Genomic DNA, 18,445 nt, shown 5'->3' on the forward strand with positions numbered 1-18,445 from the left:
CTCCCGACTCAGCCGGTGGATCGGCTGTCGCGCGCGGGCCCGTGGGGCTGCTCCTCGTGGTGCGCGGTGGCCTCGGCGACCTGCTTCAGCGCGGAGGCGGTGGCGGTGTCGCCGACCTTGGCGGGCTGTTCGTGGACGTGCCGTTCCGGCCGCTCTGGGCGGTGGTGGGAGGGGGTGAGTCTGCCGCCCGGGCCGTGCTCGGAGGTGTCCTGGTCGTCCCTGCCCGGCCGGGCGGGGCGGTGGCCCCCGGTCCCGGCGGTCTGTGTGCCGCCGCTCGGTGAGGCGTCGTCAGGCCGCTGTGCGGGCCGCGGCCGGGTCAGCCAGGCCACGGCGGCGCCGGTCACCGCCACCGGCCACTCCACGACTCCGGCCACGCCGAGCACTCCGGCGCCCGCGTAGACGGCCATCCGGCGGCCGCGCGGCGAGACCGCGCCGATCCTGTCCAGCGCGTCCGTGGCCACCTTGCCCACCTGCTCCGCACCCGGCAGGTGCCGCAGGCCCGAGGCCACGGCCCGCAACGGCTGCGGAAGTCCGGACGAGCGTGATGTCTCCTGATTCATGCCGACCTCCACAAGCGCGTCGTCCAGCGGCGTCATCCGGTTTCCCACGCCTTTGCCCCATATTCCGTCTTTGGCGGGTTATGCGCTTGTCTTGTTCGGCCGGGTGTCAGAGGACCGTCTGGCCGTCGTGGACTCCGCCCATGCAGCGCTTGGTGTACCCCTGCGAGCCGTCGCCCACGGCGGAGGTGACGATCATGCCGCCGCCCGCGATGCACTGGCCCGCGGTGACGTCGGCGGGGAGAGCGGAGGCGGTCACCGGCACGGCGAGTGCGGAGGCGGCCAGGGCGGCGAGCAGGGTGTACGGCAGCTTGCGCATCGGGGCTCCTCACGGGGTGGTCGGCCGGAGTAGCCGGCCCGTATCAGCCTCGCGAGGCCGCGCGGGTGACGCCACCCGGAGAGGAGGGACCTGCCGCCGCGCCCGGCGGCGGGCGAGCCTGCCCGAACGGGCAGCCCCGACCGGTGATCGACGGGGCCCGTCGCCCTTCGGAAGCCGTCCGTGTCGGGGCGGGCGCGCCGGGTACCAGTGCAGGCAAACAGGCCGTCTCGGGTCCGGGCACCGCACGGGAGCGGAGTGCCCGGTCCGGCGAAGGAGTGGTCATGACGCAGAACGGTGATGACGCGACGCTCGTCCGGCGACCGGGGATCCCCGACCTCCGGTCGGCACCGGACGGGGACGAGCCCGCGCCACCACAGGACCCGCAGGCGGACCAGCCACTGCAGGAACTTCCCCAGGACCGCAACCAGGCGCTCCTGGAGGCGGCCAAGCAGGTCGGTGCGCTGCTCAAGCGCAAGGGGCACCTGTTCGCGCTGGCCGGCAGCGTGGCCGCCTACGCCCACGGCGGCGAGAAGAACCTGCAGCACGACGTCGATTTCGCGATTCGTCCCGAGGACGCGGAAGCAGTGGCGGCCACGCTCCACGAGGCCGGGCTGACGGTCTACACCCCGCCGGAGGACTGGCTGATCAAGGCCACGTGCTTCGGTCAGCCGGTCGACATCATCTTCGAGCTGGCGCACCGGCCGGTCGGCGCGGACATGCTGGAGCGGGCGGAGGAACTGCCGGTCGACTCGGTGCGCATGCCCGTGCTCGCCCCGACCGATCTGCTGTGGAGTCTGACCGCCGCGTTCTCCGAGCACCACTGCGACTTCGGGGCCGCCCTGCCCATCGCCCGTGCCCTGCGGGAGAAGGTCGACTGGGAGCGGGTACGGCGCGACTGCGGGGACGAGCCCATGCCGGCGGCCTTCTTCTTCCTGCTGGAGCGCCTGAACGTCATCTGAAGGAGCACCCATGAGCACCCACGGTTCACAGGACGCGAGCGGCGGACCGCCGACCGAGAACCTGGAGTACCGCATCGCCCACATCCAGGACCGCCTCGCCTCCGGTGAGCTCGGTGAACTGGGCGTACGCGTCGAGGCCCGCGGACGGACGGTGCTGCTCACCGGCACCGTGCCCTCGGCGCCCTGCCGCGACGAGATCCTGCGCACCGTCCACGAGGAGCTCGCCGGATTCCCCGTGCACAGCGACCTCGTGGTCAGCGAGGCGTCCTCCCCCGACCACGCGGAGGAGCTCTCATGATCCGCATCGCAGCCGTCGGAGACATCCACATGGGGCCGGACAGCCAGGGCGTGCTGCGGCCCGCCTTCGAGACCCTGCCCGAGTGCGCCGACCTCCTGCTGCTGGCCGGGGACCTCACCCGGCACGGCACGCCCGAGGAGATGCGGGTGGTGGCCCGGGAGATCGAGGGTCTCGCCGTCCCGGTCGTCGCCGTCCTCGGCAACCACGACCACCACGACCACCGGCCGGACGAGGTCTCGGCCATCCTCCGGGACGCCGGAGCGCACGTCCTGGAGGGGCAGGCGACGGTCGTCGAGAGCGGCGGTGCGCGGATCGGCGTCGCCGGGACCAAGGGGTTCGGCGGCGGCTTCGTGGGCCGCTGCGCCGGGGAGTTCGGCGAGCCGGTGATGAAGGAGTTCGTCCGCCACTCGCGCCGGTGCGCCGACGGCCTGCGGGCCGCCCTGGAGCAGCTGGGCGAGGAGGGCTGTGACGCGCGGATCGCCCTGACCCACTACTCCCCCGTCGCGGACACCCTGGCGGGTGAACCGCTGGAGATCTACCCGTTCCTGGGGAGCTATCTGCTGGCCGAGGCGATCGACACGGCCGGGGCCGACCTCGCGGTGCACGGGCACGCACACGCCGGCACGGAGCACGGCATGACGAGCGGCGGCGTGCGGGTGCGCAATGTGGCCCAGCCGGTCATCGGACGCGCCTTCCACGTGTACCACCTGCCGGTCCGGGAGCCCGCCGCGACCGGGGCCGCCGCGCAACAGGCCCACTGAGCACGCCTCTTCCCCTCCGCCGCCGGTGAACACCGGCGGCGGTTTGCGTTGCGCGCCGCCGCGCGCACCGAGCCGGCCGTGTACCGCCTGTGGCGTGAACCCCCCGCACGTCGTGCCCGTTTCAGGCATTTTGTCTGCTTAGCACGCGAACTCCGCGCTCCGCACATCGGCGATGTCCCCATGCGTCCGTCCGGGGCGCACGTGCCCCGGACGAGAGGACATCAGATGGCGCTGACCGAACCGGCCCGAGTCTCCATGGACGCCTGGGACGGCTACCGAGGCTCCACACCGCGAAGCCCGCCGAGTAGGACACCTACATGAAGGCCAACCCCCACATGAAGTACTTCGACGGCCGGCGCGGATACGTCCGCGACGACATGGACCGCGAACTCTCACAAGTCGACTTCCGGACCGTCCCGGCCATCACGACGCCCGGCGGCGGCATCTCGACGACCGCGTCCTTCATCACGAAGGAGGGTTCGCCCGGCCTGAAGTCCGCGTGAGGCGTCCGCCGTACTGCACATGGCGCCTCCTGCCCGCACCACAGCGCGAACCGGGGCGGCCCGGGACATCACACCGGGCCGATACGGCTGGGCCATTCGTATCGAGATCCGTATCGAACGCTGTGATCGAAGGAGACGCATCGCATGGTCCACAGACATGCCGTGACCGGCCGCCGCGTGGCGCTGACCGCGCTCGGCGCGCTCGTCGCCACCGGTGTCCCCGCCGCCGTGCCGGCCGAGCCGACCCCCGCGGCGGGCCCTCTGCCCTCGGCCGCCCAGACCCTCGGCGCCGACCGGCCTTCGGCCCCGATGCTGCGCGCCCTTGAGCGCGACCTCGGGCTGACGCCGGCTCAGGCGTCCCGGCGGCTGGAACGAGGCGGAGGCGGGCACCCGGGCGGGGCGTCTGCGCAACGCCCTGGGGGACCGCTTCGCGGGAGCCTGGCTGCGCGGCACGACGTCCCAGGAGCTCATGGTGGCGACCACGGACGCCGCGGACGTGCCCGCCATCCAGGCCCAGGGCGCGAAGGCGGCCGTCGTGAAGAAGCCGCTGGCCGACCTGCGGGCCGCCAAGCAGAAGCTGGACGCGGCGGCCGCCCGGGTCGGCACGCTGGAGACGCCCCTGTGGTACGTCGACATCCCGGCCAACCGGGTCGTGGTGGAGGCCGGGAGCAAGGCCGCCGCGGCCGCGTTCGTCAAGGCCGCCGGCCTCGACGGCAAGAGCGTCAGCGTGAAGGTCACGAAGAACCGGCCGCGGCTCATGGAGGATCTCACCGGCGGCGCCGCCTACTACGTCGACGGCACCGCCCGCTGCTCCATCGGCTTCTCGGTCACCAAGGGCGAGCAGGAGGGCTTCGCCTCGGCGGGCCACTGCGGCAAGCCGGGCGCCAAGACCACCGGCTACAACCAGGCGGCGCAGGGCACGTTCCAGGCCTCCACCTTCCCCGGCAAGGACATGTCCTGGGTGGCCGTCGACGACCCGTGGCAGGCCACGCCCAACGTGAAGGGCGAGGGCGGGCAAACGGTGGAGATCACCGGCTCGGTCCAGGCGCTCGTCGGGGCGGCCGTCTGCCGTTCGGGCTCCACCACGGGGTGGCACTGCGGCAAGGTCGAGCAGCACGACACGAGTGTCAGCTACGCCGAGGGCAGGGTGGACGGGCTGACCCAGACGACGGTGTGCGCCGAGCCGGGCGACTCGGGCGGGCCGTACGTCTCGGGTGTGCAGGCGCAGGGCGTGACGTCCGGCGGGTCCGGTGACTGCACGACCGGCGGCACCACGTTCTACCAGCCGATCAATCCGCTCCTCAGCGATTTCGGCCTCACCCTGAAGACCGCCGAGGCCGAGACCCCGGCGCCGCAGGGCAACGTGGCCCAGACCTGGGCCGCGGGCCGTGTCTACGAGGCCGGGGTCACGGTGACACACGCGGGTGTGCGCTACCAGTGCCTGCAGACCCACCAGGCCCAGGGCCCCTGGGCGCCCGAGGGCACCCCTGCCCTGTGGCAGCGGGTGTGAAGGCGGGTCAGGGCTGTCCGGCGCCGGAGCGGCCTGTGCCGCCGGCGCCGGGCGGGCCCGGTCACTCCCCGGCCAGCAACGCGTACGCGGTGGCGACGAACGGGTCGTGGGTGCGGAAGCGGCGGGTGCAGACGGCGGCCAGTGCCGTGCCGGTGTCGGGGCGGAAGCCGAGGAACGCCTGCTGGCCCAGGGTCGCGCCGCTGTGGAAGTACAGCGGTCCGCCGTCGGTGGGGTGACGGAACCAGGCGACGGTGTGCACGTGCCGGTGCGTCAGCCCTCTGCGGAGCACCGGGCGGCGCACCGCGCGCAGGACGGGCGCGAGGTCCGGTGGCGCCTCGCTCGGGTAGAGATGCGCCTCCAGGAAGGCGAGCAGGTCCTGTGGCGTGGCGCGTACGGCGCCGGCCGCCTGGAAGCCGCCCGCGTCGAAGGGGGGCACGGGTGTCTCGCCGTCCCTGCCGTGCCCGACCGCGTCGAGTCCCGAGTCGTCCGCTACGGCTACTGCCGCTCCCACTCACGCTTCTACTGGGGTCTGAAGCTGCACCTGGTGTGCGCCCCGGTCAGCCTGCCGGGCACCCGGGCCCTGGTCGACCCCAAGATCGACGAACGGCAGGTCCTGGCTGCACTGATCGACAATGAACCGCACCTGCCCGGTGAGCGGCCCGGTCTGCTCATCCTGGCCGACAAGGGCTACATCGCCGCCCAACTCGACCGCTTCCTGGCAGCCCGCGGCGTCAGCCTGCTGCGGCCCTCCTACCGCAACCGTGGCACCCCGCGGCCGGGAGAAACCCTGCTCAAGACGGTCCGCCAGCTGATCGAGTCGGTCAACGACACCCTCAAGGGCCGGCTCGACCTGGAACAGCACGGCGGCCGGACTGTCGAAGGCGTCGGTGCTCGCAGCGGATCCTGGCAATGACCCGCGCGATCTGGCACAACTGCGCCATCGGGGCACCTATCCCCCGCTCACTGATCGCCTACGACCACTGAGCCACATCGAAACTACTCGTCAAGCCCTTCTTCGGGCGCGGGATCGGCGGCGACAGCAGCTTGGGTGCCCCGGAGGACAGTGCCAGTGCCGCGCACTCCCGGCCGTCGTGGTAGCAGCCGTCGAGTTCGGTCGGGTCGAGCGCCGCCTCGATGTCGACACTCGGAGCGCCGGTCAGTTCCTCGATGACCTCTTCCTTGGAGGCACAGCACCATCTCCCTGAGCAGAGTGAGTACCCTCACCTTCGTTTGTTCGCTTCCCGTGCCACAACCCGCAGGGTGCGTACGGAGGAGTCGGCCGCGTCCGGGGTCAGGACGCCGTGGTCGGCGCCGCTGCGCAGGTAGTCCAGCACCTCCTCGGTGATGACCTCGCCGGGTGCCACCACGGGGACGCCGGGCGGGTAGGTGCTGTCCGAGCGGTTCGCCGCGGGCTCGTCCGACATCGGCAACGTCAGCACGCGGGTACCGGTCATCCACCCGTTCGTCGCGATCATGGACGAGGACGGTTCCGACCACACCCCGGAGTTCGCCGAGGCGGCCGCCTCGCCCCGGGCCCGCGAGGTGCTCCTCGCCGCGGCCCGGGCGCTCGCCCGCACCGCCGCCGACGTCCTGCTGTCCGGGGAGCTGCGCGACGCGGCGTGGGCACGCCACCGTGCGGGGTGACTGGTTCGGCTCCGGCTGGGGAACCCGTCGAGCGCCGTACCCACCGAAACCCTGGAGAGGGCCATGAGTCTGTTGCGTGTGCTCGGCCGCCCCATGCTGGCCTCGATGTTCCTCACAGGCGGCATGAACTCCGTCCGCGACCCGAAACAGGTCGCCGACGCCGCCGAGCCAGTCGTCCAACCCGTCACCGAGCGCATCCCGGCACTGCCGGACCGCACCGAGCAGGTCGTGCGGCTCAGCGGCGCCGTACAGGTCGTCGCGGGGCTGATGCTGGCCACGGGGCGCATGCCGCGCCCGGCCGCACTGGCCATCGCGGCCACGCTGGTGCCCACGACGCTGGCGGGGCACCGCTTCTGGGAGGCGGAGGACCCCGAGGAGCGGGCACAGCAGCGCATCCACTTCTTCAAGAACATGTCCATGCTCGGCGGGCTGCTGATCACGGCCGACGACACGGGTGCCCGCCCCTCGGTGGTGTGGCGCGGCACGCACGCGGCCCGGGGTGTGCGGCGCGACGCCGGTCTGGTCCGCCGCTCCGTGCGCGCCACGGCACGGCCGGCCGCCGCGGCCGGGCGTGTCCGGGCCAAGCTCCCCGCCTGAACCGCCGGTACGACACCGGCCGGACCGGCGGGACCGCACGTTAACCCCCTTGGGCCGGGGGGACCCGAGCGCTGGAGGTGAAGGACATGGGACACGGAGGAAACGTCATCGACGAGCTGGTGACCGATCACCGCGAGGTCGAGGAGATGTTCGGCAAGATCGAGGCCCTGCCGTCCGGCCACCAGGACCGCAAGGTGTACGCCGACCAGGTCACGATGGAGCTCGTACGGCACTCGGTGGCCGAGGAGGCCTACCTCTACCCGGCCGTACGCCAGCACGTGGCGGGTGGGGACGCCCTCGCCGACCAGGAGCTCAAGGACCACGCCACGGCCGAACGGATCATGAAGGACCTGGAGAGCTGTGACGCGGGCGACGCCGACTTCGACCGGCTCATGGGCATGCTGATGAGCGAGATCCGCTCGCACATCGCCGACGAGGAGGGCAACCTCTTCCCGCGGCTGCGGCAGGCCTGTCCGATGGACGCGCTCAACGAGCTGGGCGACAAGGTGCGCAAGGCGAAGAAGACCGCCCCGACCCGGCCGCACCCGGCTGCCCCGGACAAGCCTCCGGCGAACAAGCTCCTCGCTCCGGGCACCGGGATGGTGGACCGGCTGCGGGACGCGCTGAGCGGCCGGGGCAAGTTCGAGTAGCCCGGTCACCGCGCTGTGCGGGGCCCGTCCCCCCTCCCGGGTGACGGGCCCCGCTTTCGTGCGCGTGAGGCCGGGCGTCGGTGTCATGACCGCAACGGTTCGCTGACCGCCGGGCGGAGCGCGGGCGCCGGCTCGGCGCTCTGGAACGGGGTGTGCGGCCGGGCCCTGCGGTGCACGAGCCATCCGCGCAGCCAGTGCCAGGTCGCGGTGGGGGGAACGAGGGCGCTGGTCACCGTCATGGTGAGCACCTCGTCGCGGGTGCCCGGTCCTGGCGTGATGCGGGCGAGGGCGAACTCGGTGGTGCCGGCCAGCCACAGGGCGGCGCAGGCCGTCGCGGCCCGATGCCGGCCGAGCAGGGCGCAGCCGAGGGCCGTGACCCCTGCTGCGGTCACCGCCAGGTGCAGGGGCAGGCGCCCGCGCGGGGTCTCCGCCCGTCGCCACCAGTGCCGGCCGTGCAGCCTGGTCATCAGCACGTCGTCGGCGTTGCCGGCCTGGCGCCGGACGGAGACCCAGCGCCCGGCCTCCCGCACGGGGTGGGTGGTGGTGCGCCGCCCGCCGGTGAGCGTCCAGCCGGCGTCGAGCATGCGCAGGGCGAGGTCGGCGTCCTCCCGGAAGGCCTGCCCGAAGCGTTCGTCGAACCCCCCGGTGGCCACCAGCGCGGTGCGGCGGTACGCCGTGTCGGCGGTGATCCAGCGGGCACCGGCGAGTCCTGCCGTGTCGCGTTCCCAGTCGGTGGGGCGCCGGTCGGCCGGCAGGGGCACGTCGATGCGGGCGGTGCTCCCGGCGGTACGACCGGTCGCCGCGGCCAGGTCGAGGGTCAGGTCGTCGCCCCAGGTGGGGCCGGGGACGACGTCGTCTTCGAGGAAGACGATCCAGGGCACGTGGCCGGCGGCCCGCCAGCCGAGGTTGCGTGCGGCGGCGGGTCCGCGCGCGCCGCCCGGCACGACGATGGTGCGCTCACGCAGGGACGGCGGAACGGCGGCGGTGAGGGGCGTACGGGCCGCCTCGGGCCGGTCGTCGACGAGCACCACCCGGACCGGGCCGGGTCCGGTCGCCTCGGCGAGGGCGTGCAGGCAGGCCCTCAGAGCGGGACCGCCGAGGGTCGGGACCACGACGGCGTATTCGACGCCTCGGGCCGGGGCGTGGGGTCGGGTCATCGCGGGACTCCGGCGTCGTCGGACCGGAAGCCGGGCCGGGCGGCGACGGAGGGCCCGTCGGTCACCACGGCGGCGGCGGGGTCGTGGGAGAGGGCGCTGGTTCGGGGGACGCGCATGGGCAGGCGTGCCTTTCGGCTGTCGGGAGACACCACGACTCCGCGAGGTGGGGTGTCCGGTCGGTCAGTCCTCGGTACCGGCCTCGCGGAACCAGGCGATCGTCCGCCGCAGCCCCTCCTCGGCACGGACCTGCGGGTCCCAGCCGAGCTTGTCGCGGGCCAGGGTGATGTCCGGGCAGGACACGGCCGGGTCGTCCACCGGCCGGTCGATGTGGCGGATCTCCGAGGAGGACTCGGCGAGTTCGACGACCAGGCGGGCCAGGTCGAGCATGGTGGTCTCGGTCGGACTGCCGATGTTGACGGGGCCGCGCATGCCGTGGGCGGCGGCGGCCAGGATGCCGCGCACGGCGTCGTCGACGTAGCACAGCGACCGCGTCTGGCGGCCGTCGCCGGTCACGGTGAGCGGCTCACCGGCGAGGGCCTGCCGGACGAAGGTCGGCACGACGCGCCCGTCGTGGCCGCGCATCCGGGGGCCGTAGGTGGTGAACAGCCGCACAACGCAGGTGTCGGTGCCCCGGGCGTCGGCGTGGGCGGTGGTCAGCGCCTCGCCGAAGCGCTTGGCCTCGTCGTGGACGCTGCGCGGGCCGACCGGGTCGACGTTGCCGCGGTAGCGCTCGTCCTGGGGGTTCTGCCGCGGGTCGCCGTAGACCCCGGAGGTCGAGGCGAGGACGAAGCGGGCGCCGGAGGAGTGCGCGAGGTCCAGGGCATTGCGGGTTCCGGTGCTGCCGGTATCCAGGGTGTGCAGCGGCAGGCGCAGGTAGTCCGCCGGGGACTCGGGCGAGGCGAAGTGCAGGACGAGGTCCGGCGGCCGCTTGATCCGCAGGCCCTCGGCGACGTCGGCCTGGACGAGCGTGAAGCCGGGCTGTTCGAGGAGCGGCGAGATGTTCTCGGGCCGGCCGCTGCTGAAGTCGTCCACACAGGTGACGGCCGCGCCCGCGCCCAGCAGGGCGGCGCACAGATGGGAGCCGACGAACCCGGCCCCGCCGGTGACGACGGCGTGCTCCCAGTTCCGCGAGAGGGCGGTGGTCATGTCGGTCTCTCCTCCGTCGGCGGCGGCACGGCACGACGGTCGCGCCCCGGGCCGGCGAACACGGGCCGGAGGACCGTCGAGCCACGCTCAGCCTCCGCCCGCCGTGCGGGCACGGCACGGTCGCGTACGGCAAACCGGTGAGTCACCGAGGGTGAGGTGACAGGCGCGGCAGGGAGAGGTGCGCCGCGCGGTGGGTGTCAGGCGATCAGGGTGCGGCCCGGGTTCAGCCGGTCGAGGAGCGGGCCCTGGTGCAGACCGGCGACGGGGGCGACCAGGTCGGGGTGGCGCAGCAGGGCGGCGGCGTTCCGGTCGCTGTCGTCGGGGTCGACGAGCCGGCGGAACTCGGCCCGTGTGCCGGTGCTGTGACTGCCGTCGGCGAGGGCGGCCACGGCCCGGGCCGCCAAGTCCGGGTCGGTGAGCAGGCAGGCCGCCCAGCTGGCCACGACCTCGTCCACCCAGGTGCGCCAGGCGTGTGCGTCCTCGTCGTCTCCGAGGGCCGTGTCGGCGCCGGTGACCCAGTCGAGCCTCCCGGAACCGCCGGGGCCCGCCACGCCGAGCAGGGCGGCGTCCATCTCCGTCGGGTACCGCAGCCAGGCCGCGACCGTCACGGCCTGCCGGGCCTGGACCTCGCACAGGACGGAGGCCAGCGCACCGCCGGAGGCGGGGAAGGCGCGGGTCAGCCACTGGGCGGTCGCCGCGATGACAGGGGAGAGATCTGCTTGCACTGCCGGGCCGTCCGAGGGAAAGGGGCGGGGATCTGGTCGTAGACGGTAACCGCCGTTTCCCGTGCCCGGACGTGATCGGGACCTCGTCCGGGACGTGGCCTCGACCACATCGCCGACGGCGCGGGCCCGGAGCACCTCGGCCCGTTCGGCGGCGCCGAGCCGGGGACGCGGGGCCGCTCGACCCGTACGCCGTTCACCGAGGGAGGCCCCTCCCCGTCGAACGAGCACAGGCACCCGGACGGAGCGGCAGGAAGAAGCGGCGCCACTCGTCCTCGCCCGACGAAGCTCCACGGGACAGCCACTCCCCCACCGAGCGGACGTCGAGCGAGCACGGGCACCCGGACCGACCCGCGTCCGCCGCCCAGGAGGACCGGCACCCCGCCCCGAGACGCCGCGCGCGGCATCGGTCTCCGTTTCGCCGCAAGGGCGCCGGGCACCCGGCCCGCGTGTTCTCTCACCGACCCGAATCCGCAGGTCCGGCCCCGCGTGCAGACAGCGGCTCGCCGGTGCGGGCGCTGCGTTTCGACGGCTGGATCGCCGGGATCGGAACGGCGTCCGGCGCCCGCGTGGTGCTCGGCCACTGGCCGCGTTCGCCGTTCGGGCCGTTCAGCGACGTGATGGTCGAGGAGGCCGACGGACGCCGGCTGCTGCTGGCACCCACGAACGAAACAGCCGACTTCGTCGCCGGAACCTATGTCTTCGACGAAGTGCGGGTCGTACCGGTCGAGGTACGGGTCGCCGGCCACCGCCACTGGACCGTCACGGCCCCGCCGCTCCACCTGCGGTTCGGAACCGGCCGCCGGGGCCTGCCGGGCCTCGCGCTGCGGGCGGTCCCGGGCGCGCTCGCCACCCGCCCGGGCTGGATCGCGCTGTGGGACCGGCCCGCCCGGCTGCTGCTGGGAGCGCACACCCACGCCGGTGCCCGGACCGGACGGCACCAGTGGTACGGCGCCCGGGACCTGCACCCGGTCACCTCGGCCACCGTCACCTACCAGGGCGGCGACCTCGGCGCCCTCGCCCCGGTCGAGCCCCCGGTGCGCTTCGGTTCCGGCTCGGCACCCCGCCGTCCCTGCCTCGTACGGATCACCACGACGGTGACCGTGGGGCAGGACCGGAGTACGACAGGAGCTGCGTCATGACGGAACAGCGAGCGGATGCCCCGGACGCGCGGCGTGCCCCGGCCACCGACATGTCCCTGCTGGGCATCTACCTCAACGACCATCTCGCCGGCGCCACCGCCGGGACCGCGCGGGTGCACTATCTGGTGCGGTCGTGCGGCGGCACCTCGCTCTCCGATGCACTGGCCCCGGTCGCCACCGAGATCGCCGAGGACCGGACGAGCCTGCTGCGCATCATGCGGCGCCTGGACATCCCGGTGCGCCGCTACAAGGTCTACGCGGGCCGCGCCGCCGAGCAGGTGGGGCGGCTGAAGAGCAACGGCAACCTGGTACGGCGGTCCCCGCTGAGCACGCTGTGGGAGCTGGAGGCGCTGGCGCTGGGGGTGGAGGGCAAGCTGGCGGGCTGGGACACGCTCCGCGATCTGGCCGCCACGGACACACGTCTCGACCCCAGGCAGCTCGACGACCTCATCGAACGCGCCCGGCGGCAGCACGCCACGCTGGAGGGGCTGCGCCACAAGCAGGTCGAGGTCGCCTTCCGCAGGGCCTGAGAGACGGGCGCCGGCTCACCAGAACCTGCTGCTGAGCGCGGGCTGATGGTCCAGTTGCACGGCGTCGCGCAACCGCAGCGCGACGCTGATGGTGGCGCGCAGGGCGGACGGAGGGACGGACTGGGCGGTCTCGGTGGCGAGGACCAGCAGACAGGCCGCCGCCTGCTCGACGACCGAGACGGGCAGGATGAAGTCGTTGTCGGCGGCGGTGCGGAACGCCTTCAGGGGGATCGCGACGCCGTCGATGGCCCGGTGCGCGGCCTGCTCCAGATGCTGTGCGGCCTGTTCGCAGACGGGGGCGGGCAGGGCGATGGTGCGCTGGAACGGTGAACTCGTCATGAGCCCACTGCTTCCCCGGCGATGGCCGGTTCTGTCGGCCGGCGGCGGGATTTCACCGCCCCGCGTGACCGGCGGGTGGCGAATGTCCGGAACTCGAAACAGCCCTCGGGGACAAGGGAGTACGTATGGCCGCCCCTGCGGAGGTCGTGGCCCGGCACACCGGCCGGGCCGTCAGGGATGAGAGGCCGCTGTCGGGGGCTCTCGCCGAAGTCACCCTCGACGACGGCCGGGTCGTGGTCGTCAAGCGGTCCGACGAGCCGGGGGCGGCGCGGGCCGAGGCGGCAGGGCTGCGCTGGCTGGCCGCCGCGGGCAGCGTGCGGGTCCCGGCGGTGCACGGCCACGAGGAGGGCTGGCTCGTCATCGACCGGGTTCCGCAGGGGCGGCCCGGTGCGAAGGCGGCGGTGCGGTTCGGCCGGGACCTCGCCGCGCTGCACGCCGCCGGGGCTCCCGCGTTCGGCGCGCCGCCGCCGGACGGGCCGGCGGACGCGTTCATCGGGCTCGCGCCGATGCGCAACGAGCCCGCTGCCGACTGGCCGCACTGGTACGCCGAGCAGCGCGTACTGCCCTATCTGCGGTGTGCCGTCGACCAGGGCAGCGTCCGGGCCGGCGAAGCGATCGTCGTGGAGCAGGTGTGCGAGCGACTGCCGGAGCTGGCGGGACCCGCCGAGCCGCCCGCGCGGCTGCACGGCGATCTGTGGAGCGGCAATGTGCTGTGGGCGGCCGACGGGCAGGTGTGGTTGATCGACCCGGCCGCGCACGGCGGGCATCGCGAGACCGATCTGGCGATGCTGCGCCTCTTCGGCTGTCCGCATCTGGAGCAGGTGCTGGACGGCTACCAGGAGGAGATGCCGCTCGCCGGTGGCTGGACGGAACGCGTCGGCGTGCACCAGCTGTTTCCGCTGCTGGTGCACGCCGTGCTGTTCGGCCGCGGTTACGCGGAGCGGGCCCTCGCGGTGGCCCGTACGGCTCTGGCGGGGTGAGCGGTCAGCGGGTCACGACGTGCCGTGTGTCGGGGACGCAGTGGGTCATGGTGAGGCCCTCGACGTCGCGCGGCTTGTTCCTGCCCAGGTCGGCCAGGCGTTCGCGGTCCTCGTCCGTGAGGTCCTGGCTCGCCAGCGGCTCCAGCGAGGTCACGTCCTCCGGTCCGATGCCCAGCCCTTCCCCGACCCGCAGTCCGAGGTCGTTGTCGACCAGGAGGAAGTGCCAGACCATGCGTTCCTGGATCGCCCGGTCGCACGCGGACAGTTGACCGATGAAGTTCTTCACCAGGTCGTCGCGCTCCCAGTCCTCCAGCAGCTGATAGCGCTGACCGGCCTGGAGGTAGTCGTTGGTGCGGGGGATGCGCTTGCGGGTCAGCCGGCCGTGGATCTCGGGGCCCTGCTCGTCATGGGTCGGGTAGCGGGCCTCGCGCAGGCCACCGGTGATGGACGGCTCGTAGTTGACCTGTGGGTTCTCGCCTCCGCCGTCCACGTGGTAGGCCATCTGGCCGTCGCGCTGGTTGGTGTGCACCTTCGCGTTCTTGGCCTGGTTGACGGGGAGCTGAAGGTAGTTCGGGCCGACCCGGTAGCGCTGGGTGTCGCTGTAGGAGAACGTCCGGCCGACGAGCATCTTGTCGTCGGAGAAGTCCAGGCCGTCGACGAGGACGCCGGTACCGAAGGAGATCTGCTCGTTCTCGGCGAAGAAGTCCTTCGGCATCCGGTCGAGCACCATCCGGCCCACCGGCCGCGGCGGGAAGTCCTGCTCGGGCCAGGTCTTGGTGTCGTCCAGCGGGTCGAAGTCGAGTTCGGGGTGGTCGTGGTCGTCCATCATCTGGACGAGCAGCTCCCACTCCGGGTGGTCACCGCGGGCGACGGCCTCGTACAGGTCCTTGGTGGCGTGGCCGAGGGTGTCGGCCTGGACGTTGGCCGCGTCCTCCTCGGTCATGCTGCGCACGCCCTGCTTGGGCATCCAGTGATACTTGACCAGTTTGGTCTGGCCCTCGGCGTTCACCCACTTGTACGTGTTGACGCCGAAGCCCTGCATGTGGCGGTAGTCGGCCGGGATGCCGCGCGGGCTGAACAGGTTGACCAGCATGTGCATGGCCTCGGGGGTCTGCGACATGAAGTCGAAGATGCGGCCCGGCTGCTGTTCGAAGGTCACCGGGTCCGGCTTGAGGGCGTGGATGACGTCCGGGAACTTGATGGCGTCGCGGATGAAGAAGACACCCAGGTTGTTGCCGACCAGGTCCCAGTTGCCGTCCTCGGTGTAGAACTTCACGGCGAAACCACGCGGGTCGCGGGCGGCCTCCGAGGAGTCGCGGCCGCCGATCACGGTGGAGAAGCGGACGGCGACATCCGTACGCTTGCCCGGCTCCTGGAACAGCTTGGCCCGGGTGTAGCGGCCGATCGGCTCGTCACCCCAGGTGCCGTAGGCCTCGAAGTGGCCGTAGGCGAGGACGCCTCGGGCGTGCACGACACGCTCGGGGATGCGTTCCCGGTCGAAGTGGCTGATCTTCTCGAGGAACTGGTAGTTCTCCAGCGTGGCCGGGCCGCGGGCGCCGACGGTGCGCTGGTTCTGGTTGTCGTAGACCGGATGGCCCTGTCGGTTGGTGAGGATCTCGCGGTCGCCGCCCGGTGCGGGGCCGGTGCCGGATACGTCCGTCATATGTGTGGGCTCCTTCGGCTCATGGCCGCGGCCTGCCGGGTCGGTGCCTCGAGCGGCGCCCGGCCGGTCCTTAGCGGGACGTGCCGGGTACCCGGACGGACGAAGTCACTCACGTGCCACGGACCTAGTCCGACGGCGGTCCCCCCTCCCCCGGACTGGGATCGGCACCATCGCTACGCTCCGTCACACATGAGGCCTGCGCCCCCGGCTGCTGCCGCGGGAAGCGCTGGTCGGCCCCCGGCAGGGTCGGCTTGGGCAGGGTCGCGACCCTCCTGCCGGGCCTTCCTCACCATCTTCCCCGGGGCCCCGGTGAGGGTGGCCGCTCCTCGCAGAAGGACCAGACCTCCGCGAGGAGGGCGGGATGGTCCTCGCCGTAGGTGACGACGGCCGCGTGGACGGCGTCGAGAGCAGCCCGGAGCGGGTCGGGGTCGGCGGCGGCGGTCACGGCGGGGAGGGCCATGTGCGGCTGAGAGAAGCGGAGGGACGGATCCGGGCGGCCGATGGTGCTCATCACGACGAGCGAGGCGGTACCGAAGTCCGGCGGCTGGCTCTGCGGTTCATCCCCCGAAGGCGGCGACTTCTGCGGATCCTCGTCCGACGGCGGCGGGACCTGCGGCTCCTCGAAGGCCGCCGCTGGGCCCACCACGAACGGCGCCCCGCTCTGGAACGGCCCCGCCATGAGCGCGGAGCCGGCCGACTCATAGGGCGGCCTTTCGGGCGGAACGGCCCGGCCGACGGTCCGGTCCGGGACGTCCGGGTCGGAGGCGAGGGCGCGCCACATGCGGGCGTCGTCGTCGAACGGTGGAGGCAGCGGGCGGTCTTGGGCCAGGGCCGTGAGCGCGTGGGCGACCCAGTCGAGGGCGGTGAGTCCGGCCGTCTCACAGGCCCGGCGGGCGGCGAACCGGGCCACCGCGCGCTGGGTTGCGGGGCCCGCGGCGTCGAGGGCGTGGAGCAGGGCGGGGTCGAAGTCGCGCAGCCCGCTGACATTGCCGCCGACCGCGCGCAGCGCGTCGCTCGGCAGGCGTCCGCCCCACTGCCGGCGTTCGTGGGCGAGTTGTTGCTCGCGTTCCGCCGTCTCCCGCGCGAGCCGCTCCCGGCGTGCGGCTTCGGCCCGCTCGGCCGGGGTGGGAGGGGGTGGCAGAGCCCGGGCGTAGCGGTGCCAGTGGGCGGCGGTCCGCGAGGTCTCCTTCAGGACGCGGTCCGGCTCGGGCGGGGCGGGCCAGAACTGCAGGAGGTAGCGGTCCAGTTGCGGCTCGTCAGCCGACCGGGTGTCCGTCTCGCGCGCCAGGTCCATGCCCCTGGCGCAGTAGCGCACCCGGTGGTCGGTCTCCTCGAGGTCCAGGCCCCAGGAGTCCTCCCCAGCCCACTGCACGAGCGCGCTCCGCGCCGAGGCAGGGCGGAAGGACACCTCCACCACGTCCTCCCACTCGGGATCCAGCGGCGGGGCCTGATCACGCACCTCGACCGTGAAATCGACATCGCCGGTGTGCAGGCCGGTGTTCAGCCAGAGAAAGCCCGGCGTCGCCGCACCGCACAGCCCGGCCCTCTGCCCGGCGAACGCCTCCGCGAGGTCCGGCACGTGCTCGTCCGGGTCGCTCTCGACGTAGATCTGGCCGTAGTGCACATGAACCTCTCCCTCGACGGGCCTGCGCACGATCAGCTCCTCCTCGCACGGGGATGGGATGGTGAGCCGACGGCATCGTGGCATCCGGCACTGACAGCCGGTGGCGACCACAGAGGAGGAGAGCCATGCGGCACGTCTACTGGATCGGCGGCGGGAGCGGCGCGGGCAAGTCCACGGTCGCCCGCCGGCTCGCCGACCGGCACGGCTGGCGGCTCTACTCGACCGACGACGTGATGCCCGATCACGCGAGCCGGACCACCGCCGATGAGGCGCCCTTCCTGCACGCGTTCATGGCCATGGACATGGACGAACGGTGGGTCGACCGGTCGCCCGAGACCATGCTCGAGACGTTCCACTGGTTCCGGGGCGAGGGCTTCGGTCTGATCGTCGAGGACCTCGCGCGCATGCCGGCGGGGACGCCTGTCGTCGTCGAGGGGTTCCGCCTGCTGCCGCACCTGGTGGCGCCACTGCTCCCCGGCCCCGGACACGCCGTCTGGTTGCTTCCCACCCCGGAATTCCGCCGGTTCGCGTTCACGAGCCGTGCCACACCGGAGGGCGGGTTCACGCGGCGGACCCGCGATCCCGCGCGGGCCGATCGCAACCTCGCCGTACGGGATGCCCTGTTCACTCAGCGGCTGCGCGAGGAGACCGCACGCCGGGGGCTGCCCGCCCTCACCGTGGACGGCACGATGACGGCGGACGAACTCGCCCGGCGGGTCGGCGAAGTCTTCGGGCTCCGAGACGGGCTCTGAAACCGGCTCCGAGACAGGCCTGAGAGACCGACCCTGAGCCCGGCCCTGAGACAGAGGGAGGCCCGGCCCCTTCCGGGGTCCGGGCCTTCCAGGGCCGGTGAGCCTCAGCCTCCGTCGAGGCGTGCGCGCAGCAGCCCCTTGCCCAGTTCGGCGCCCTTGCGGCTGTCCGCCTGGGCCTTGCGGAACAGGTCCGCGACCTCGGTGTCCTTGGCGCGCTCCGCGTCCTGGATGTAGCTCTCCAGGCGCAGGGCATTGTTCAGGCACGCCTCGACATACCAGATGAGGTTGTAGTCCTTGTCCTGCGTACCGGTCACACCGCCGGTCTCCGATGTACTGCTCATGCGGGCCTCCTTCTCGCGGAGCGGACCTGTTCAGGCGCCGGACGAGTACCCGCCCTCCGGCAGGGCACACAGACTGCGCCCGTCACGCGCGGTGACCGCCCTGTCACGACACCGGGCCGGCCGGTCAGACCCCCACGCACCACCAACTCCCGCCTTCTGTACGGCAATTCAGACAGTTGCCCCGGAAGCCCACAGACACCGGTCACTTTCGGAACGAAGTGGCACTCCACCGTGCGAGATCGCTCGATGAC

The 18,445-nt window shown here is 72.9% G+C and carries 22 protein-coding genes and 3 pseudogenes; 13 read left to right on the forward strand and 12 right to left on the reverse strand.

Going from position 1 to position 18,445, the window contains the following annotated elements; all coding sequences use genetic code 11:
* Positions 1-8: 8 nt before the first annotated feature.
* Positions 9-560, reverse strand: a complete 552-nt coding sequence (locus tag K4G64_RS03985) for a hypothetical protein (protein ID WP_221754610.1) — start codon at positions 558-560, stop codon at positions 9-11.
* A gap of 106 nt (positions 561-666) precedes the next feature.
* Positions 667-876, reverse strand: coding sequence for a hypothetical protein (locus K4G64_RS03990; RefSeq protein ID WP_221754611.1), 210 nt, complete (start codon positions 874-876; stop codon positions 667-669).
* A gap of 281 nt (positions 877-1,157) precedes the next feature.
* On the opposite strand from K4G64_RS03990, the gene K4G64_RS03995 reads away from it, so the two are divergent.
* From K4G64_RS03995 to K4G64_RS04015, 5 genes and pseudogenes are all read left to right on the forward strand, one after another.
* Positions 1,158-1,835, forward strand: a complete 678-nt coding sequence (locus K4G64_RS03995) for a nucleotidyltransferase family protein (protein ID WP_221754612.1) — start codon at positions 1,158-1,160, stop codon at positions 1,833-1,835.
* Between the two features lie 10 nt (positions 1,836-1,845).
* Positions 1,846-2,133, forward strand: a complete 288-nt coding sequence (locus K4G64_RS04000; protein WP_221754613.1) for a BON domain-containing protein — start codon at positions 1,846-1,848, stop codon at positions 2,131-2,133.
* A complete protein-coding gene (locus K4G64_RS04005) occupies positions 2,130-2,894 on the forward strand; it encodes a metallophosphoesterase (protein WP_221754614.1) in 765 nt (254 codons plus the stop codon). Before K4G64_RS04000 ends, K4G64_RS04005 begins: the two co-directional genes overlap by 4 nt.
* Positions 2,895-3,211: 317 nt before the next feature.
* On the forward strand, positions 3,212-3,397 hold the full coding sequence (locus K4G64_RS04010) for a hypothetical protein (protein ID WP_260459979.1): 186 nt from the start codon (positions 3,212-3,214) through the stop codon (positions 3,395-3,397).
* Positions 3,398-3,541: 144 nt separating this feature from the next.
* Positions 3,542-4,907, forward strand: a pseudogene (locus K4G64_RS04015) (alpha-lytic protease prodomain-containing protein).
* Positions 4,908-4,968: 61 nt separating this feature from the next.
* Here the strand turns inward: K4G64_RS04015 and K4G64_RS04020 are convergent.
* Positions 4,969-5,382, reverse strand: a pseudogene (locus tag K4G64_RS04020) (serine hydrolase); the annotation flags it as partial.
* Positions 5,383-5,451: 69 nt separating this feature from the next.
* On the opposite strand from K4G64_RS04020, the gene K4G64_RS04025 reads away from it, so the two are divergent.
* On the forward strand, positions 5,452-5,820 hold the full coding sequence (locus K4G64_RS04025; RefSeq protein WP_374206357.1) for a hypothetical protein: 369 nt from the start codon (positions 5,452-5,454) through the stop codon (positions 5,818-5,820).
* A 58-nt stretch (positions 5,821-5,878) separates the two neighbouring features.
* Here K4G64_RS04025 and K4G64_RS39815 read toward each other — a convergent pair whose 3' ends face one another.
* Positions 5,879-6,076 carry a hypothetical protein gene (locus K4G64_RS39815; protein ID WP_308122220.1) on the reverse strand — a complete coding sequence of 66 codons (198 nt, stop codon included), beginning with the start codon at positions 6,074-6,076 and terminating at the stop codon, positions 5,879-5,881.
* Between the two features lie 51 nt (positions 6,077-6,127).
* On the reverse strand, positions 6,128-6,361 hold the full coding sequence (locus tag K4G64_RS04030; RefSeq protein WP_221754664.1) for a hypothetical protein: 234 nt from the start codon (positions 6,359-6,361) through the stop codon (positions 6,128-6,130).
* On the opposite strand from K4G64_RS04030, the pseudogene K4G64_RS04035 reads away from it, so the two are divergent.
* The 3 genes and pseudogenes from K4G64_RS04035 to K4G64_RS04045 form a co-directional block, all read left to right on the forward strand.
* Positions 6,318-6,551 (forward strand): annotated as a pseudogene (locus K4G64_RS04035) (amidohydrolase); the annotation flags it as partial. The gene K4G64_RS04030 and the pseudogene K4G64_RS04035 sit on opposite strands and share 44 nt — an antisense overlap.
* Before the next feature lie 63 nt (positions 6,552-6,614).
* A complete protein-coding gene (locus tag K4G64_RS04040) occupies positions 6,615-7,148 on the forward strand; it encodes a DoxX family protein (RefSeq protein WP_221754615.1) in 534 nt (177 codons plus the stop codon).
* Between the two features lie 86 nt (positions 7,149-7,234).
* A complete protein-coding gene (locus tag K4G64_RS04045) occupies positions 7,235-7,798 on the forward strand; it encodes a hemerythrin domain-containing protein (protein ID WP_221754616.1) in 564 nt (187 codons plus the stop codon).
* Between the two features lie 83 nt (positions 7,799-7,881).
* Here K4G64_RS04045 and K4G64_RS04050 read toward each other — a convergent pair whose 3' ends face one another.
* The 3 genes from K4G64_RS04050 to K4G64_RS04060 form a co-directional block, all read right to left on the reverse strand.
* On the reverse strand, positions 7,882-8,955 hold the full coding sequence (locus K4G64_RS04050) for a glycosyltransferase family 2 protein (protein WP_221754617.1): 1,074 nt from the start codon (positions 8,953-8,955) through the stop codon (positions 7,882-7,884).
* A gap of 180 nt (positions 8,956-9,135) precedes the next feature.
* Positions 9,136-10,101, reverse strand: coding sequence for an NAD-dependent epimerase/dehydratase family protein (locus K4G64_RS04055; RefSeq protein ID WP_221754618.1), 966 nt, complete (start codon positions 10,099-10,101; stop codon positions 9,136-9,138).
* 197 nt (positions 10,102-10,298) lie between these two features.
* A complete protein-coding gene (locus K4G64_RS04060) occupies positions 10,299-10,826 on the reverse strand; it encodes a hypothetical protein (protein WP_221754619.1) in 528 nt (175 codons plus the stop codon).
* Positions 10,827-11,332: 506 nt separating this feature from the next.
* On the opposite strand from K4G64_RS04060, the gene K4G64_RS04065 reads away from it, so the two are divergent.
* The gene (locus tag K4G64_RS04065) at positions 11,333-11,965 is read left to right on the forward strand and encodes a hypothetical protein (protein ID WP_221754620.1); all 633 of its coding nucleotides are present in this window, start codon (positions 11,333-11,335) and stop codon (positions 11,963-11,965) included.
* A complete protein-coding gene (locus K4G64_RS04070; RefSeq protein WP_221754621.1) occupies positions 11,962-12,495 on the forward strand; it encodes a hypothetical protein in 534 nt (177 codons plus the stop codon). The genes K4G64_RS04065 and K4G64_RS04070 overlap by 4 nt, the downstream gene beginning before the upstream one ends.
* A gap of 15 nt (positions 12,496-12,510) precedes the next feature.
* Here the strand turns inward: K4G64_RS04070 and K4G64_RS04075 are convergent, their stop codons facing one another.
* Positions 12,511-12,834: a hypothetical protein gene (locus K4G64_RS04075; RefSeq protein ID WP_221754622.1), complete on the reverse strand. Its 324-nt coding sequence runs from the start codon at positions 12,832-12,834 to the stop codon at positions 12,511-12,513.
* Positions 12,835-12,959: 125 nt separating this feature from the next.
* Here K4G64_RS04075 and K4G64_RS04080 point away from each other — a divergent pair, with 125 nt between their 5' ends.
* A complete protein-coding gene (locus K4G64_RS04080; RefSeq protein WP_221754623.1) occupies positions 12,960-13,814 on the forward strand; it encodes a fructosamine kinase family protein in 855 nt (284 codons plus the stop codon).
* A gap of 4 nt (positions 13,815-13,818) precedes the next feature.
* Here K4G64_RS04080 and K4G64_RS04085 read toward each other — a convergent pair whose 3' ends face one another.
* Together K4G64_RS04085 and K4G64_RS04090 are read right to left on the reverse strand one after the other, a co-directional pair.
* The gene (locus K4G64_RS04085; RefSeq protein ID WP_221754624.1) at positions 13,819-15,477 is read right to left on the reverse strand and encodes a catalase; all 1,659 of its coding nucleotides are present in this window, start codon (positions 15,475-15,477) and stop codon (positions 13,819-13,821) included.
* Between the two features lie 286 nt (positions 15,478-15,763).
* The gene (locus K4G64_RS04090) at positions 15,764-17,131 is read right to left on the reverse strand and encodes a hypothetical protein (protein ID WP_221754625.1); all 1,368 of its coding nucleotides are present in this window, start codon (positions 17,129-17,131) and stop codon (positions 15,764-15,766) included.
* Positions 17,132-17,226: 95 nt separating this feature from the next.
* Between K4G64_RS04090 and K4G64_RS04095 the strand changes: the two genes are divergently transcribed.
* Entirely contained in the window at positions 17,227-17,853 is a 627-nt protein-coding gene (locus K4G64_RS04095) for a hypothetical protein (protein WP_221754626.1), read from the forward strand.
* Between the two features lie 104 nt (positions 17,854-17,957).
* Here K4G64_RS04095 and K4G64_RS04100 read toward each other — a convergent pair whose 3' ends face one another.
* A complete protein-coding gene (locus K4G64_RS04100) occupies positions 17,958-18,194 on the reverse strand; it encodes a hypothetical protein (RefSeq protein WP_221754627.1) in 237 nt (78 codons plus the stop codon).
* Positions 18,195-18,445 lie beyond the last annotated feature (251 nt).

This window comes from Streptomyces sp. WAC04114 (genome assembly GCF_019733245.1).
Lineage (GTDB): Bacteria > Actinomycetota > Actinomycetes > Streptomycetales > Streptomycetaceae > Streptomyces > Streptomyces massasporeus_A.